The following is a 14,883-nucleotide window of genomic DNA, read 5'->3' on the forward strand; positions in this document are numbered from 1 at the left end:
AGCCTGGTCAGCGGGCCGTCCGGACGGTCGCCCGAGCCTGCGAGAGCACCTTCTCGCCCCGGCAGACGGCGGTCACGTCGAGCCTGGTCAGCCCGTCCTCGGTGACCTCCCGGACCACGGCCGTGACCTCGATCTCGGTGCCCTCGTCGTCGTCCGGGACGACCACCGGCCGGGTGAAGCGGACGTTGTAGTCGACGATCGCGTCGGGCGCCCCGGCCCACTCCGCCACCGCGCGCCCGACCAGCGCCATGGTGAACATGCCGTGGGCGATCACGCCCGGCAGACCCACCTTCGTGGCGGTCCGGTCGTTCCAGTGGATCGGGTTGAAGTCCCCCGAGGCGCCGGCGTAGCGGACCAGGTCCGCGCGCGTCACCCGGAACGTCCTGGCTGGCAGTTCCATCTCAGCCCTCCCCGCGTACGACGAGCTTCGACCAGACGGTCACGACCGGCTCGCCGGCCGGGGTGGCCACCTCGGTGCGGGTGGTCAGGAAGCCGTGCCCGCCACGGCTGCTGACGTCGTCGATGACGCTGACGCAGACCAGCTCGTCCCCCGCCACCACCGGCCGGGCGTAGGCGAAGCGCTGGTCGCCGTGGACGACACGGCTGTAGTCGACACCGAGGGCCGGGTCGTCGATGATCTGCTGGTTGGCCGCCATCGTGAGCACGATGGGGAAGGTCGGCGGGGCGACCACGTCCGGGTGGCCGAGCGCACGGGCGGCCTCCGGGTCGTGGTGGGCCGGATCGGCGGCGCCGATCGCCGTGGCGAACTCGCGGATCTTTTCTCTGCCCACCTGGTAGGGGGCGGTCGGCGGATACGTCCGGCCGACGAAGGACGGGTCCAGGGACATGCCGCGAACCTACACGCAAACGCCGATCGCCGATCCGTACGGTCGGCGGCGGCCGGAGCCGCGCCGTCCCTACGGACCGGCGATCGGGAAGTGCCTGAGGACCGGGCCGGCGGTGCCGGCCGTGGGTCAGCGGGTCTCGCGGTGGACCGTGTGCTTGCCGTCCCGCGGGCAGAACTTCTTCAGCTCGATGCGGTCGGGGTCGTTACGGCGGTTCTTGCGCGTGATGTAGTTGCGCTCCTTGCACTCCACACACGCCAAAGTGATCTTCGGCCGGACATCGGTCGCCTTCGCCACGGCGGAGTGCCTTCCTCGCTACGGGTAACAACTACGGCGCATCAGCCTACGCGCTGACGGCGCGGACATGCAAAGTGGGCGCCAGTGGCGCCCATCCCACCGACCGCCGGGAGCTGGCCCGGTGGACGAGAGTAGCGGTGGCCGGACTTGAACCGGCGACACAGCGATTATGAGCCGCTTGCTCTACCATCTGAGCTACACCGCCGTGGCGGGTCCAGCCGGACCCTCTGAGCCCCCTTACGGAATCGAACCGTAGACCTTCTCCTTACCATGGAGACGCTCTGCCGACTGAGCTAAGGGGGCCTGCGCGATCTCCCCGGGGGGTGACGCGCAGGGGATACATTACACGGCCCTGCGGCGGAGATGAAATCGGATCCCCCACCGGGTCGTTTCCGCAGGTCAGGGCACGGCCCGCAGCCGGGGCAGCTCCCCCGGGGAGATCGTCTCCGGGTCCACCTGGGCACCGAACCAGGCCTCCAGGCGCTCGTACGGCAACGGGCGGCTGAACAGGAAGCCCTGGCCGATCTCGCAGCCGATGTCCTGGAGTAGCTCCAGGGTCAGCTCGCTCTCCACGCCCTCGGCGACCACGGCCAGGCCGAACTGCTGGGAGAGCGTGACGACCGCGTTGACGATCGCCAGGTCGCCCGGGTCCGTCGCCATGCCCTGCACGAAGGAGCGGTCGACCTTCACCTCGTGCACCGGCAGGCGGCGCAGGTGGGCCAGGGACGAGTCGCCGGTGCCGAAGTCGTCCACCGACAGCCGTACGCCGAGGTCCCGCAGCCGCCGCAGGGTCGGGATGGGCCGGTCGGTGCCGTCCAGCACCCCGGCCTCCTTGATCTCCAGCGTGAGTAGCTGCGGCGGTACGCCGTACTCGTCGAGCAGCTCCTTGACGCGGGCCGGGAAGTGCTGGTCGGTGAGCGTACGCGCGGAGAGGTTGACCGCGACGGCGAGCGGCTGGCCGGCGTGCGTCCAGTCCCGGCTTCGCCGCAGCCCCTCGCGGAGCACGAACTCGGTGAACCGGCCGAGCTGGCCGGTGTGCTCGGCCACCGCGACGAAGTCCTCCGGGGCGACCGTGCCGTGCGCCGGGTGCGCCCAGCGGGCCAGGCACTCCACGCCGACCAGCCGGCGGTCGCGCAGCGTCACCTTGGGCTGGAAGTAGACCTCCAGCTCGTCGGCGTCCAGCGCGCGCCGCAGGTCGCCGGCGAGGCCGAGCCGCCGCAGCGACCGCGACTCCAGCGTCGGGCTGAACAGCTGCACGCTGCCCGGCACGGACTTGGCCGCCGTCGCCGCCAGGTCCACCCGCTGCAACAGGGAGACCGCGTCGCTGCCGTGGTCGGGGTACACGGCGACCCCGACCGCCGTGTCCACGTCCAGGGTGAGCGCGTCGAAGACCATCTCGTCGCGGATCTGCTCGCGCAGCTGCGCGGCCAGCTCCATCGCCGCCTCGGCGCTCTCCAGGCGCAGCGTCACCAGGAACTCGTCCCCGCCGGCACGCCCGACCAGGGCCGACGAGGGTACGCAGGAACGCAGCCGGTTCGCGACCTCCACCAGGACCTTGTCGCCGGCGGCGTGCCCGAGCGACTCGTTGACCTGGCGCAGCCGGTCGACGTCGAACAGCAGCAGGGCCACCACCTCGCCGGGCGCCCGGATCTTGACGGCCTCCTCCAGCGCGCCCGTGATCCGCCGCCGGTTGGGCAGCCTGGTCAGCGTGTCGTGGCTGGCGTCGTGCCGGAGCCGGTCGACCAGCCGCGAGTTCTCCAAGGCCACCGCCGCGTGCGCCGCCACCGTCTCGAAGAGAGGCACGTCCGTGCGGACGAAGTAGTTGCTGTCCCCCAGCCGGTTGGCCACCTCCAGCGTCCCGATGACCGCCTGACCGGACCGCAGTGGCAGGACGATCACGTCCTTGACCCGGTGCGTCGAGAGCGGGGCGCGCAGGTCGCCGTCGGTCGTCAGTCCCCGGCCGACGGCCACGGTGCGGCCCTCGTCCCGGGCCCGTTCCCGCAGGGCGGCCGGGGTCTTCGCGAAGTCGAGCAGACCGGGGGCGTCGTTGCGCGCGGTCAGCAGCACCTCGGGGTGCCTGCCCTGGGCGGGCAGCCAGAGCGTGGCGTACTCCGCCTGCATGAGCGCCCGCACGCGGCCCAGGAGGGCGTCGGGCAGCGTGCCGTACTCGCCGCTCTCGCTGACCGCGCGGCTCAGCTCGTACATGTCGGTGAGGGTGCGGTGCTGCCGGAAGAACTGCGCGTACGCCCGGTAGACGAAGGCCAGCGCGACGAGCAGCGCCCCCAGCAGCAGCAACGACCACCAGGTGGTCGCGATGAGGATGAGGACGATGATGCCGATGGCGATATTGATCATCGCTGCCAGGAGGCCCGGCATCGACTGTCGGATCGCGCCCCGCCCCGCCTGCCAGCCCTGCAACAGCGTGTGCACGCCGGCGACCGAGGCCATGCTCAGCAGGTTCACCATGCTGGCCGCGAAGAACAGTTTGAGCCAGGTGGCCGGGCCGACATCCTCGACGGGCGGCAGGGCCTGGAGCACGAGGACGGCCAGGGACGAACCCGCGGCCGCGCGGCCCACGTTGAACCAGAACTTCGTCGGGCCGAACCGGTGCCTGAGGTGCGACACGGCCGACGCGACCGTGTAGATCATGACAACCGTCAGCGGTTCGACGAGATAGAACGCCAGGACCAGTGGGATCTCGGTCAGCGTCACGCCGAGGGACTGCCGCCGAACGGTGAAGTTCAGTACCGGGATCCCGGCGGCCACCATGGCCACGAGAAGTGGCAGCGCGAGCGACCACCCGCCGAACGGCTGCGGCGCGACCAGGCCGACCACCGTTGTACAGACGATGGCCATCAGGGCCAACGGTCCGGTGATCAGCCACGCGTATTCAGTCGAGCGGGGGCCGGTGGGGCCACGACCCGCCATCCCGTGCCCCCTTACCGGCCCGCCGGTGTCACGTCATCGAGCGGTGGTCACTCAACGAGGCGCGGGCATGTTCCAGATGATGTCGGCGGTCTGGAAGTCTCCGGATCCCTGGAGGTCACCGACCAGGACGCCGCTCGCGAGAACGGCGAGCGCGAAAAGCGAGCCAAGCAGCCGGCCGAGCTTTCGACGAGACATGGTTGCTCCTGCAGGGGAAGTGTCACGGGGATGGTGGAGGTTCCACGATCGTGCCACAAGGCAGGTACCCAGAAAAGCGGTGCGCGTACCGCCGGGCCGAGCGTCGACGACGTTCCGCCGTTCGGCCTAGCGGCCACCCCGACAGAGCCCTGATCACGGGGCTGAGCGGGCACTGTGCACTTCGCACATTGCGGATTGCGACCTTCCACGCAATTCGGGGAAGGTCGGGAGTCCGGGTGCACCCGCCTTCACCGTGGGTGACCTCCTGCCCAGGAGGAGGCCCGACCGGACATCGACCACCATACTCGTTCTGCGCCAGCATGCCACAGCTTCTGCCGGCGGCCCGACAAACCTCTTGCGCGGACGGGACAGGCACCGGCCGCCCCGCCCGGCCGAGGGGAGCCAGGGGAACCGGCGGGCACGGTGCTGGCGATCGCGTCGCGGGCGTCGTCGCAGACCGCCCCGGTGGCGCCGTCGTGAGCCCATCCCACCGGGAGCCGAATGCGATGGTGCTGCTCGGTGGCCCGCCGGTACTGTCCGGGGTCGCCGTGGAACCGAGCGGTGAGGTCGAGACGGGCAGCGGCGGCGAACGACGGTGCTGTGGCGCCCCACGGGACAGCGGGAACTCGGCCTCGTTCGCGAGACGGGTTGGTGCAGTTAGGCCGGCACTCCCGCCGGACCGAACGCACCTCTCAACGGCTGGGCGCAGCCCAGATTCAGTCAGACGGACGCCAACGGCCCCTTGATCAACATCCCTGCTGGTCAGGGGCCGTTAGCGCTCCTGGCGGTAGAGGATTCAGTGGACCTCGAAGCTGTGGGTGTCGCTGTAGCTGGCCAGGTGGTCGATGTCGGGCGGCATGTGAACCCGGTAGTCGTGGGTGCCCTTCGCGGAGGGCTGGATGGTGAACGAGTAGGCGCCGGTCCACGACAACTCCGTGCTGTTCACCGTGGACCAGCTTCCGTCCACGTAACGCTCCAGGCGCACCGTCTTGCCTGGATGGGCCGGGGACACGCTGCCCGACAGGGTGACCGAGCCGCCGAGGGGGACGGACGTCTTCGACAGCGTGGCAGTGACGGTGGTCTTCACCCAGACCGTCGTGAAGCTGCTCTCCGAACCCAGGTCGGCCGTCGAGCCGCGGTACTGCCACTTGTAGTCCAGCCCCCACGAGGGCTTGTGGCTGTAGCTCACCTCGCCCGAGCTGTCAGTGGTCGACGTGGTGATCAACGTCCACTGGCTGGTGCCCTTACGCCTGCCGTAGAGCCGCATCGGAGCGTTCGCGACACCCGCACCGGTGTCCGCGCGGACTGCCGCGCCCGACACCGTCACCGCCGACCCGTGCGCCAGCGACGTGGCGCTGGCCGCGATCGTGGTCGTGCTGCCGACCAGGGTCAGACTCGGCGCGGCCGACAGCTTGCCGCTGCTGTCCTTGACCCACACCGCGAACGTGTACGTCGTACCCGGCATCAACCCCGTCGCCGTGACGCTGCTGCCCGTGCCCCCGTACACCGCCGTGCCGGCGGTTGGTGACGACGGCGCCGTCGGGCCCGTGGCACTTCGCACGATCACCTGGTCCAGATCGGTGATCGACGGCAGCGTCCAGGACAGCGTGGCCGAGCCGACACCACCGGTCGCCTTGAAGTTCGACACCGTCGGCGGGCCCTCGACGGTGAAGCCGTACGTGGTGACCATGGAGGCGGTGCGGTCGGCCGTGAAGCTGCGGACGCTCAGGACGTACCTGTCGGCGGCCGGCGGCGTCCAGGTCACCGCCGCGCTGCCATCGGCCTCGGCGGCAACGGTGCCGCTGCCCGCGGCAGACCCGTTGCTGACCCACCACTGGTACGAGGTCGAGCCGGGCATGCGCGGCGTGAAGCTGAAGGTGCCCGGGGCGAGGTGACCGCTGCCGGTCGCCGGGAAGTCGGTCGAGGCCACCCGGGGCCCATCCGTCACGGTCCAGGTCACGCCGTCCGACTCCGTCTGCACGCCGGCGGCGTTGCGGGCGATGACGGTGACGGCCTTGTAGCCACTTCTGGTCGGGGTGAAGCTGAAGGTGGCGGTGCCGTCGGCGGCCGGCTTGACGACCTGGCTGCTGGCCTCGTCGTAGTGGAGCGTCGCCACGTAGTCGACCACGTCGGCCATCCGGCTGCGGGCCGTGAAGGTCGCCGGCGTGCCCAGGTCGGTGCCGCCGGTGCGGGTCACCGTCGGTGCCGCTCCGTCGACGGAGATCGGTTGCCAGCGCGGATGGGAGAGGGTGCCGTCGGCGCTCCGGCTCTGGATCCGCAGGCCGGCGACGCCGGTCTCGGTGGCCGTCCAGGTCAGGTCGGCGGTGCCGTCCGGCCGGGCCGGAACGGTGATCTTCTCGATCGGCCGCTGCTCCAGGCTCGAGTATTCCGCCCAGTAGACGTACGCCTCAACGTTCGGCATCCGGGGCGCGAGGCGGAAGGTGAGCGACGACCCGATGACCACGCTGCCGCGCGTGTCCCCGGTGAGCGTCGGGCCGTTGTCGACGATGAACCGGTAGGCGCGGTCCGCGTGCGCCGTTCCGTCGCGCGTGACGCTGTGCACGTAGAGGGTCTGCCAGCCGCCGCGCGTCGGAGCGATCATGACCGTCGCCTTTCCGGCAGCGTCCGCGGGCACGGTTCCCGATGGCCCGCCCTCGTCGATCCGCCATGCGAACGACGCTGTGCCGGCGACCGTGGCGGTGAACTCGAACGCGCCGGGCACGCCGACGTTGTAATCGAGGTCCGGAGTCAGGTCCTGGTACGCGGCAGAGAAGACCGACGGCCGGGTCTCCTTGACGTAGAACTCGTGGTAGGCCGACTCTGACGAGTTGCCGGCCCGGTCGATGGCGTGGACGGTGAGCGAGTGGTGGCCGGCAGCTCGCGGGCTCCAGCGGACGGTTGCCGGCCCGCCGAGCCCTTCGGCGTTCACCGTGCCCTCCACGGTGCCTTCCGACAGCTCGCCCGAGTAGAACCGGTAACGGTAGCTGACGGTGTCCGCGGAGACCGGGGCCAGCGCGAACACGCCGGGGACGCCGATCGCGCCGCTGGCGTTGTCCCAACTGCCTGCGGGATATTCGGCAGAGGTGACGGTCGGTGCCGGGCCGCCGCTGCGGTCGACGGTGAAATGGCACGTGTCGCTCCACGCCGACGCTGCCGCGCCGTCGAGGACCCGCACCCGCCAGGCGTACGTGACGCCGTCGAGCTGCTTCGCCTCGTCCTCGAGCTGGACGTAGACCTCGTTGCTCTGCTCGCCGACGGTGCGGAGCCACTGCTGCGGGTGCTCCGGGTCGGCCACGTCCCACACCTGGAAGTCGGCTTCAAGGTGGGGACCCGCACCCGTACGGTCGAAGGTGCCCCGCAGCACGACGGCCTGAGCGTCGTTGAGCCTGGCCGGGCTCAGGTACGGCCCCGGTTGGACGGTGGCGCACGCCTGACCGGCGGTCTTGAGGTCGGTGGGTGCGCCCGCGGCCGCGGCGGCCGGGGCCGCGGTGAGCCCCACGATCGTTCCGCAGCCGAGTGTCGAGGCCATGATCAGCGCCATGACACGCTGACGAGCGCGCGGAGCGTTACGCACGTGGTCTCCCCCATGATTGACGGGCAGCGATTATCAGCCGCGAAGAGGATCGCATGCCGCCGCGACGGAGGGGTGCCCCGGAGCCGTTGCCCGGCAAGCAGATACGCCCCGTCGCATCGGAGAAGGGCTGCGGCGTGGTCAGCACCTGCTTCTAGGTGCCATCGTGTTGCCACCTGCGGAACGACGCGCACACCGCCGACCAGGACGCGTACTGCGGTGGCACATCCCGCCACGGAGCGCCCACCCGGATCCGCCACCGAATCCCGTCGGCCACTGCCGGCTACTCCACAACGACGGTCGACCCGGCTACTTACGCGCAGTAAGCAACGGCTCCAGCACCGCCCACTGTGCATCGGTCAGGTCGAGCCACCTACGCGAGGCCGAGTACGAGCAACCCTCCCAGCGAGAGGACTCGAACCTCTGCAGCTTTCGCGACGGACTTACAGGGCGTCTGCGATCTTGGTAGCTACAGGCGGACTGAGCTGCGGCTTCGCCTCCGCCATCCATTCGCTGGCACTCGACCGCCCACCATTTGCCCACGCCCACGCCACCAGCTCAGTAGAGGAGCCTGCGGGCCCCCGCGACGATCCCCAACAGGATGGCGATTCCCCAGACGACGTTCCGGCCCGTGGCCTCGAAGATCAGGTAGGCGATCTGCGCTACCAGGAAGATCGAACTCAGTACCAGGTCCACGAGGAGCAACACGAGCGTCATCGCCAGACGCATCAGGAACCAAACGAACCCAAGCCCGCACCACTTGTCGATGGTCGAGTCGTCGTAGGCCCAGCGGGTCAACACGAAGGGCTTGTAGAGCGAAGATTCCCAGCCCTTGCTCCACTTGGCGTCCGTCTTGCCCCAGAAGGAGTCGCCGCCCTCCTTCACCGCCGCCTGATCCACTCGTTTGAACTGGACCTTCTTGACCGCACCTCCGGTGATGTCGATCAGAACTTGACCATTTTCTACCTGGATGGTGGTGGTGCCGTTCACGACCACCGTCAGTTGATCGCGTCCAGATTGGACCTTGAACACCCTGTCAAACCCGGTCTTACCCTTCTTGCGGTCGCGAAGCAGGACGTAGATCGTGCTTCCGTCCCGCGGCGGAAGGGAGTACTGAGCGCCGATCGAGAACTCTCCGATCGGGGTAACAAAGCTCGTCTCACCTTCGACAGCAACACCATCGGGCCCTACCGTCAGCGATACCGGCAACAGGACGGGCTTGTAGCGAACCTTGCCCTCTGTTTCCGGATCGCAGCCGGCAAGGACCAGGAGCAGAAGCAGAAGCATCACCCACACGGCACGGTCGCGAGGTGGACGGGCTGAGACAGTCCACGCGCCTGACAGACGAGGTGTTGGCAGTACCCGCCTGATGGCGAGATCTTCCTTCAATGTCCACCGTCCGCTTGACCCACGCCTTCTGGCATCGAGCCAGCTACAGCCAGTCGCCACATGATTACGAGTTTCCCGTAGGTGGTCAAGCCTCTCCTCGCAGGTGACCCAGGGCAGTAAATCGATCTTGCTGACCCCATTCGTCAACCCAGCCCGTCGCCGATCTTGTCGTTCATGGTGTCGTCTCCCCCGTCGATGCAGTTGGCATAGACGCGGAGCAGGGCGGCGACGCCGTGGCCCAGGCGCCGGGCGACCTCGGTGGGCGGGACGCCGGCATTCAGCCAGAGCGAGGCCGCCGCGTGACGCAGGTCGTAGGGCCTGCGGACGGGCGGCGAGGCGACCTGAGATTCGGTCAGGGCCTTCTCGCGGGCGAGCTTCCACCATCGGTCGTACACCGACTCGGAGAGCGGGCCGCCGTGCAGGCTGCGGAAGAACCGACCGTCCGGCCCAACGCCGTGATTCTCGACGTGCGCGCACAGCAGCTCGACGAGCCGAGGCGGAATGGGATCGTCCTGGTTTCCTGCCGGCCCGTGCTTGAGGCCGCGCCGCTCACGGCCTCAGAGGCAAGATCGACCTGCCCACCATCTGCCCACAACCAGTCGTCAACGGCTGGACGCAGCCGGACTCGGCCAGACAAACGACAACGGCCCCCGATCAGCATTCCTGCTGGTCAGGGGCCGTTGGTGCTCCTGGTGGCGGGTAGAGGATTCGAACCTCTGTAGCTTTCGCGACGGATTTACAGTCCGCTCCCATTGGCCGCTCGGGCAACCCGCCAGGGCACCCCACCGCGTCGCAACGCGGCAGCGGAAGCAAGGATAGCGGCTCCCCCCGGCACCGGCGCAACCGGGTACCGTCAGGGGGTCGTACCGCTGGTCAGCGGGGGACGAAGGACCACAGACCGCCGGACAGCAGGAGCATGAGCATGGCAGCGAACCCGTCGTTCGACATCGTGAGCAAGGTCGACCGCCAGGAGGTCGACAACGCTCTCCGCCAGGCGGAGAAGGAGCTCGCGACGCGGTTCGACTTCCGGGGCACCGGCGCCGAGATCTCCTGGTCGGGCGAGGAGGCGATCAGCCTCCAGGCGGAGACCGAGGAGCGGGTGCGGGCGGCGCTGGAGGTCTTCAAGGAGAAGGTCATCAAGCGGAACATCTCGCTGAAGTCGCTGGACGCCGGCGACCCCCGCTCGTCGGGCAAGATCTTCAAGATCGACTGCAAGGTGATCCAGGGCATCGACTCGGACAAGGCCAAGGCGATCAGCAAGAAGATCCGCGACGAGGGCCCGAAGGGCGTCCAGGCCCAGATCCAGGGCGACCAGCTTCGGGTCACCGGCAAGAAGAGGGACGACCTCCAGGCCGTCATCGCGCTGCTCAAGGGCGAGGACTTCGGCGTCGCCCTCCAGTTCACCAACTACCGCTGACTGGGTCCGGGCGGCCCCGCCACTGCGGGGCCGCCCGGGTCAACGGGAGAAGACGAGCAGCAGCACCACCGTCAGGATCGCGCTGATGAGCAGCGAGCCGAGGCAGCCCACCCGGTTCGAGAAGAAGACGAACATGACCGGGTGGTACCCCGCCAAGGCGGCGGGAACCCCGGGGCGTCAGGCCGGCAGCAGCTCTTCGGTGCGTACCGCCGTGGCCTCCGCGCGGGAGATGGGCCCGGCGGGCAGGGCCGCGACCCCGGCCCCGACGGCGACCGCGGCCCCGGCGAAGACGAACGCCCAGGGCACCCCGCCGGCGTGGTCGACGATCAGGCCGGCCACCGCGCCGCCGGCGGCGCTGGCCCCCACCGACATGGTCACCACCCAGGTGTACGCCTCGTTCAGCATGCTGGTCGGGGAGATCCGGCCGACCAGGGTGTTCTCCAGGGTGAGCGCGGGCGCGATCGTGGCGCCCCCGATCACCAGGGCGGTGCCCAGCGCCACGGGGGTGGGCATCACCGCGAAGACGGCGAAGCTGGCGGCCACCGCGCCGAGCAGCAGCGAGAACTGCCGGGTCATGTTCCGGGCCGGCTTGCGGACGCCGAACCAGAAACCGCCCACGGCGCTGCCGACGCCCCAGACGGCCAGCAGCACCCCGGCGAGGCTGTCGGGGTCGTCGGAGGTGTAGGCGGTGGCGAACGCCGGCACGGTCACGCCGGCCGCGCCGAAGGCGATGCCCAGGCTGGCGACGCAGAGCAGCAGTGCCGGGAAGCCGGGCACGCGCAGCGGGCCGAGCCCTCTGGTCTGGTGCTCGCGCGGGTGCGGCCGCCAGCCGCGCATGACCCGGCCGAGGGCCACCGCCATGGTGCCGACCAGGGTCACCACGGCCGAACCGACCAGGGCGGCCCCGGCGTCGGCGAACAGGATGAAGCCGGCGACCAGCAGCGGACCGAGCACGAAGACGATCTCGAAGAGCGTGGTCTCGGCGGCGAGGGCGGTGTTGCGCAGGTGCCACCGGCCGGACGACGGCGAGGTCAGCTCGTTCCAGGCGCCCCGGATCGCGGCGGTCAGCGGCGGGTAGGTGGCGCCGGCGACCCCGGAGGCCACGAAGACCAGCGTCAGGCTGCCGGCGTCGGAGCGGGCGGACCAGAGCAGGCCGAGCAGGGCGAACGGGTGGGCGACGGCGGTGCCGACGAGCACCGGGGTGGGGCCGATCCGGTCGGCGATCCGGCCGGCCACGGGGCTGAGCGCGGCACCGGAGAGGGCGTAGATGCCCCCGGCGACGGCCGCCAGCGAGTAGCGGCCGGTGACCTGCTCGACGACCAGCAGCAGCGCCAGCGGCGTCATGCCGATCCCGAGCCTGCCGAGGATGCCGGTGAGCAGCAGCATCGGCGCTCCGGGGATCCGCCAGACGCCCAGGTACTGGCGCAGTGCGGCCACGATCGACCTCCAGGGGATGTAACGAGCGGGGAACCTTTCGACCCTAACGCCGCCGGAGGCGTGGAAGGAACGGTTAACGCGCTCACACGGCGTTCCGCCCGTGTCCGGCGGACCGGACACGGGCGGAGAGGTGATCAGCGCCTCAGCGCTGGAACTGCACGGGGCCGCTGTTCGCGGCCATCCGCTCCAGCCGGGCGACCCGCTCCTCCATCTTCGGGTGGGTGGAGAAGAGCGCCGCCACGCCGCCGCCCTTGAACGGGTTGGCGATCATGAGGTGGGCGGTGCTGGTGAGCTGCCCCTGGGCCGGCAGCGGCCGGCGCTGGGCGCCCAGGTGGATCTTCCGCAGGGCACTGGCCAGGGCCAGCGGGTCCTTCGTGAGGCGGGCGCCGGAGTCGTCCGCCTGGAACTCCCGGCTGCGGCTGATCGCCAGCTGGATGACGGTGGCCGCGATCGGCCCCAGGATGATGGTGAGCAGCAGCACGGCCGGGTTCGGGGAGTCCTCGTCGTCGCCCCCGCCCAGCGGGATGAACCAGGCGATGTTCGCCAGCATGGTGATGATGCCGGCCAGACCGGCCGCCACGCTGGAGATGAGGATGTCCCGGTTGTAGACGTGCGACAGCTCGTGCCCGATCACGCCCCGCAGCTCACGGTAGTCGAGGATCTCGGTGATCCCCTGGGTGACGCAGACGGCCGCGTGCTGCGGGTTCCGCCCGGTGGCGAACGCGTTGGGCTGCGACGTCGGGCTCACGTAGAGGCGCGGCATCGGCTGCCCGGCCTCGGTGGCCAGCTCGCGGACCATCCGGTACAGCTCGGGGAACTCTGCCTCGCTGACCGGTTGCGCCCGCATCGAGCGCAGCGCGAGCTTGTCGGAGTAGAAGTAGGTGACGCCGTTCATGAGCAGCGAGACGACGACGGCGATGACCAGGCCGCCACTGCCGCCGAACCAGTAGCCCACCGCCAGGATCAGCGAGGTGAGCAGGCCGAGCAGCGCGGCGGTCTTCAGACGGTTGTGGTGCACGATCACTCCTTCGGTGCAGCACGGATCGCGCGGGATCCGCTGACCGGTTCAACAACCCGGTACCCGTCAACCATCCGTCTCATGGCTGAGAGTTGCCTGAGATGTCCGGAGTGCCCGCAGGGACTACCGCCCCGGAAGGCGGGTAGGCCGCCCCGAGGAGCTTGCCGCGTCAGCGGGCGGCGACGTCGAGCACGAGCTGCGGGGCGAGGCCCAGCACCAGCGCCGCGACCGTCGCCACGGCCAGCACCACGCCGACCGTCCGGGCCCGCACGGGGACCACGGCCGTGGTGGCGCCGGGCCCGACGCCCGGCGCGGCGGACCCGCCCACCGGGGCCGCCGGCGCGGCCCACAGGGTGGCGGTGAGGCGCAGGTAGTAGGCGAGGCCGATCACCGCGTTCACGGCCACCACCACGGCGAGCCAGCCCGCGCCGCCGTCCAGCAGCGAACGGACCACGGTCACCTTGGCGAAGAGGCCGGCCAGTCCCGGCGGCAGGCCGGCGAGCCCGACCAGCGCCAGCCCGAGCGCCGCCGCCCGCCACGGGTGCCGCCGGGCCGCCCCACGCAGGTCGTCGACCGTGCCGCCGTCCGCGCCCGCCGGGCGCAACGCCACCACGGCCGCGAAGGCCGCCAGCTCCAGCACCACGAAGAAGACGGCGTACGCGACGGCGGCCGCGTACGCGGCGGTGCGGGCGTCGGCGGTGCGACCCGAGGCCAGCGCCAGCGCGCCCAGCGGGGCGAGGATGTAGCCGGCCTGGGCGACCGAGGACCAGGCGAGCAGCCGGACCGTACGCCGCTGACGCAGCGCCACCAGGTTGCCGACGGTCATCGTCAGCACCGCGAGCAGGGCGAGCACGGGGCCGGTCACGTCGGCCGGCAGCGCGTGCTGCACCACGGCGAGCAGGGCCACCACGCCGCCCAGCTTGGAGGCGGTGGACAGGTACGCCGCCACCGGCAGCGGCGCGCCGTCGTAGGCGGCCGGCGCCCAGGCGTGGAACGGCACCGCCGCCACCTTGAACGCCAGCCCCAGCACCACCAGCGCCACGGCGGCCGTGGTGAGCGGCAGGTCCAGCAGGTCCGTCCGGTCGGCGAGGATCGCGCCGATCCGGCCCAGGTGCAGCCCGCCGGTGGCCGCGTAGAGCAGCGCCGCCCCGAGCAGCGTGAGCGTGGTGGCGACCACGCTGACCACGAAGAAGGTGACGGCCGCCTCGGCGCTGGCCAGGCTGTCCCGGCGCAGCCCGACGAGGACGTACAGCGGGAGGGTGAGGGTCTCCAGCGCCACGATCAGGGTGATCAGGTCGCCGGCCGCGCCGAGCACCACGCCGCCCGTCATCGAGCAGGCGAGCAGGAAGCAGTACTCCCCCGCCGGCGACTGCCCCGCCCGCAGCAGCGGGCCGGACAGCGCGAGCACGCCGAGGGTCAGCAGCGCGACGACGACGGCGACCAGGGCGGCCCGGCCGCCGAAGACGTACGAGCAGTCGGGGCCGACGCAGAACGTCCGGCGCTCGCCCCCGGCGCCGACCAGGACCGCGCCCAGCGCCGTGGCCGCCGCGCCGACCGCGGCCGTCGTCAGCGTGACCCGGTGACGGGCCACCAGCAGGTCGGCGAGTAGCACCAGCACGGCCGTGCCGGCGGCCAGGTACGCCGGGAGCAGCGCCACGTTGTCGACGCTCTGCACCACGCTCATGCCGGCACTCCGCTCCGCTGCGTGCCGCCACGAGACACCAGAGCGCTGAGCCCCATGATTCGCTCGCTCTCCTCGCTCATGCCGGCACTCCGCTCCGCTCGC

Annotated in this window: 13 protein-coding genes and 3 tRNA genes; 1 reads left to right on the forward strand and 15 read right to left on the reverse strand. The window is 70.7% G+C overall.

The annotated features are described in order from the left end of the window. Window positions 1-7: 7 nt before the first annotated feature. From AB0883_RS06085 to AB0883_RS06140, 12 genes are all read right to left on the reverse strand, one after another. Window positions 8-400 (reverse strand): MaoC family dehydratase, encoded by a 393-nt coding sequence (locus AB0883_RS06085; RefSeq protein ID WP_132230891.1) that lies wholly within the window; start codon window positions 398-400, stop codon window positions 8-10. A 1-nt stretch (window position 401) separates the two neighbouring features. Beyond that, window positions 402-848: a MaoC family dehydratase N-terminal domain-containing protein gene (locus AB0883_RS06090; RefSeq protein WP_151453320.1), complete on the reverse strand. Its 447-nt coding sequence runs from the start codon at window positions 846-848 to the stop codon at window positions 402-404. 126 nt (window positions 849-974) lie between these two features. Next, window positions 975-1,142: a 50S ribosomal protein L33 gene (gene rpmG / locus AB0883_RS06095; protein ID WP_013288652.1), complete on the reverse strand. Its 168-nt coding sequence runs from the start codon at window positions 1,140-1,142 to the stop codon at window positions 975-977. Between the two features lie 132 nt (window positions 1,143-1,274). Continuing rightward, window positions 1,275-1,347: transfer RNA gene (locus AB0883_RS06100), tRNA-Met, on the reverse strand. A 25-nt stretch (window positions 1,348-1,372) separates the two neighbouring features. Continuing rightward, window positions 1,373-1,445 (reverse strand) — tRNA-Thr (locus AB0883_RS06105). Between the two features lie 96 nt (window positions 1,446-1,541). After that, window positions 1,542-4,070, reverse strand: a complete 2,529-nt coding sequence (locus tag AB0883_RS06110; RefSeq protein ID WP_366639791.1) for a bifunctional diguanylate cyclase/phosphodiesterase — start codon at window positions 4,068-4,070, stop codon at window positions 1,542-1,544. A 51-nt stretch (window positions 4,071-4,121) separates the two neighbouring features. Beyond that, window positions 4,122-4,265: a hypothetical protein gene (locus AB0883_RS06115; RefSeq protein WP_366639793.1), complete on the reverse strand. Its 144-nt coding sequence runs from the start codon at window positions 4,263-4,265 to the stop codon at window positions 4,122-4,124. A gap of 796 nt (window positions 4,266-5,061) precedes the next feature. Next, complete coding sequence (locus AB0883_RS06120) at window positions 5,062-7,806, reverse strand: fibronectin type III domain-containing protein (protein WP_366639795.1); 2,745 nt, start codon at window positions 7,804-7,806, stop codon at window positions 5,062-5,064. 184 nt (window positions 7,807-7,990) lie between these two features. Then, entirely contained in the window at window positions 7,991-8,113 is a 123-nt protein-coding gene (locus tag AB0883_RS06125; RefSeq protein WP_366639797.1) for a transposase, read from the reverse strand. A gap of 281 nt (window positions 8,114-8,394) precedes the next feature. Beyond that, window positions 8,395-9,123, reverse strand: coding sequence for a hypothetical protein (locus AB0883_RS06130; protein ID WP_366639799.1), 729 nt, complete (start codon window positions 9,121-9,123; stop codon window positions 8,395-8,397). Window positions 9,124-9,368: 245 nt separating this feature from the next. Then, the gene (locus tag AB0883_RS06135) at window positions 9,369-9,728 is read right to left on the reverse strand and encodes a tyrosine-type recombinase/integrase (protein ID WP_366640311.1); all 360 of its coding nucleotides are present in this window, start codon (window positions 9,726-9,728) and stop codon (window positions 9,369-9,371) included. A 187-nt stretch (window positions 9,729-9,915) separates the two neighbouring features. Then, a tRNA-Tyr gene (locus tag AB0883_RS06140) sits at window positions 9,916-9,999 on the reverse strand. Between the two features lie 148 nt (window positions 10,000-10,147). On the opposite strand from AB0883_RS06140, the gene AB0883_RS06145 reads away from it, so the two are divergent. Then, window positions 10,148-10,642, forward strand: coding sequence for a YajQ family cyclic di-GMP-binding protein (locus AB0883_RS06145; RefSeq protein WP_089003198.1), 495 nt, complete (start codon window positions 10,148-10,150; stop codon window positions 10,640-10,642). A 177-nt stretch (window positions 10,643-10,819) separates the two neighbouring features. Here AB0883_RS06145 and AB0883_RS06150 read toward each other — a convergent pair whose 3' ends face one another. From AB0883_RS06150 to AB0883_RS06160, 3 genes are all read right to left on the reverse strand, one after another. Further along, window positions 10,820-12,079: an MFS transporter gene (locus tag AB0883_RS06150; RefSeq protein WP_366639801.1), complete on the reverse strand. Its 1,260-nt coding sequence runs from the start codon at window positions 12,077-12,079 to the stop codon at window positions 10,820-10,822. Window positions 12,080-12,221: 142 nt separating this feature from the next. Next, window positions 12,222-13,097, reverse strand: coding sequence for a zinc metalloprotease HtpX (gene htpX, locus AB0883_RS06155; protein WP_366639803.1), 876 nt, complete (start codon window positions 13,095-13,097; stop codon window positions 12,222-12,224). Window positions 13,098-13,266: 169 nt separating this feature from the next. Then, window positions 13,267-14,781 carry an NADH-quinone oxidoreductase subunit N gene (locus AB0883_RS06160; protein WP_366639805.1) on the reverse strand — a complete coding sequence of 505 codons (1,515 nt, stop codon included), beginning with the start codon at window positions 14,779-14,781 and terminating at the stop codon, window positions 13,267-13,269. Window positions 14,782-14,883 lie beyond the last annotated feature (102 nt).

Source organism: Micromonospora sp. NPDC047812 (assembly GCF_040704175.1).
Classification (GTDB): Bacteria; Actinomycetota; Actinomycetes; order Mycobacteriales; family Micromonosporaceae; genus Micromonospora.

Coding starts and splice junctions, on each gene's coding strand:
- AB0883_RS06085 (WP_132230891.1), bottom strand. CDS start 400: ATGGAACTGCCAGCCAGGACGTTCCGGGTGACGCGCGCGGACCTGGTC.
- AB0883_RS06090 (WP_151453320.1), bottom strand. CDS start 848: ATGTCCCTGGACCCGTCCTTCGTCGGCCGGACGTATCCGCCGACCGCC.
- AB0883_RS06110 (WP_366639791.1), bottom strand. CDS start 4,070: ATGGCGGGTCGTGGCCCCACCGGCCCCCGCTCGACTGAATACGCGTGG.
- AB0883_RS06115 (WP_366639793.1), bottom strand. CDS start 4,265: ATGTCTCGTCGAAAGCTCGGCCGGCTGCTTGGCTCGCTTTTCGCGCTC.
- AB0883_RS06120 (WP_366639795.1), bottom strand. CDS start 7,806: ATGGCGCTGATCATGGCCTCGACACTCGGCTGCGGAACGATCGTGGGG.
- AB0883_RS06130 (WP_366639799.1), bottom strand. CDS start 9,123: ATGCTTCTGCTTCTGCTCCTGGTCCTTGCCGGCTGCGATCCGGAAACA.
- AB0883_RS06145 (WP_089003198.1), top strand. CDS start 10,148: ATGGCAGCGAACCCGTCGTTCGACATCGTGAGCAAGGTCGACCGCCAG.
- AB0883_RS06160 (WP_366639805.1), bottom strand. CDS start 14,781: ATGAGCGTGGTGCAGAGCGTCGACAACGTGGCGCTGCTCCCGGCGTAC.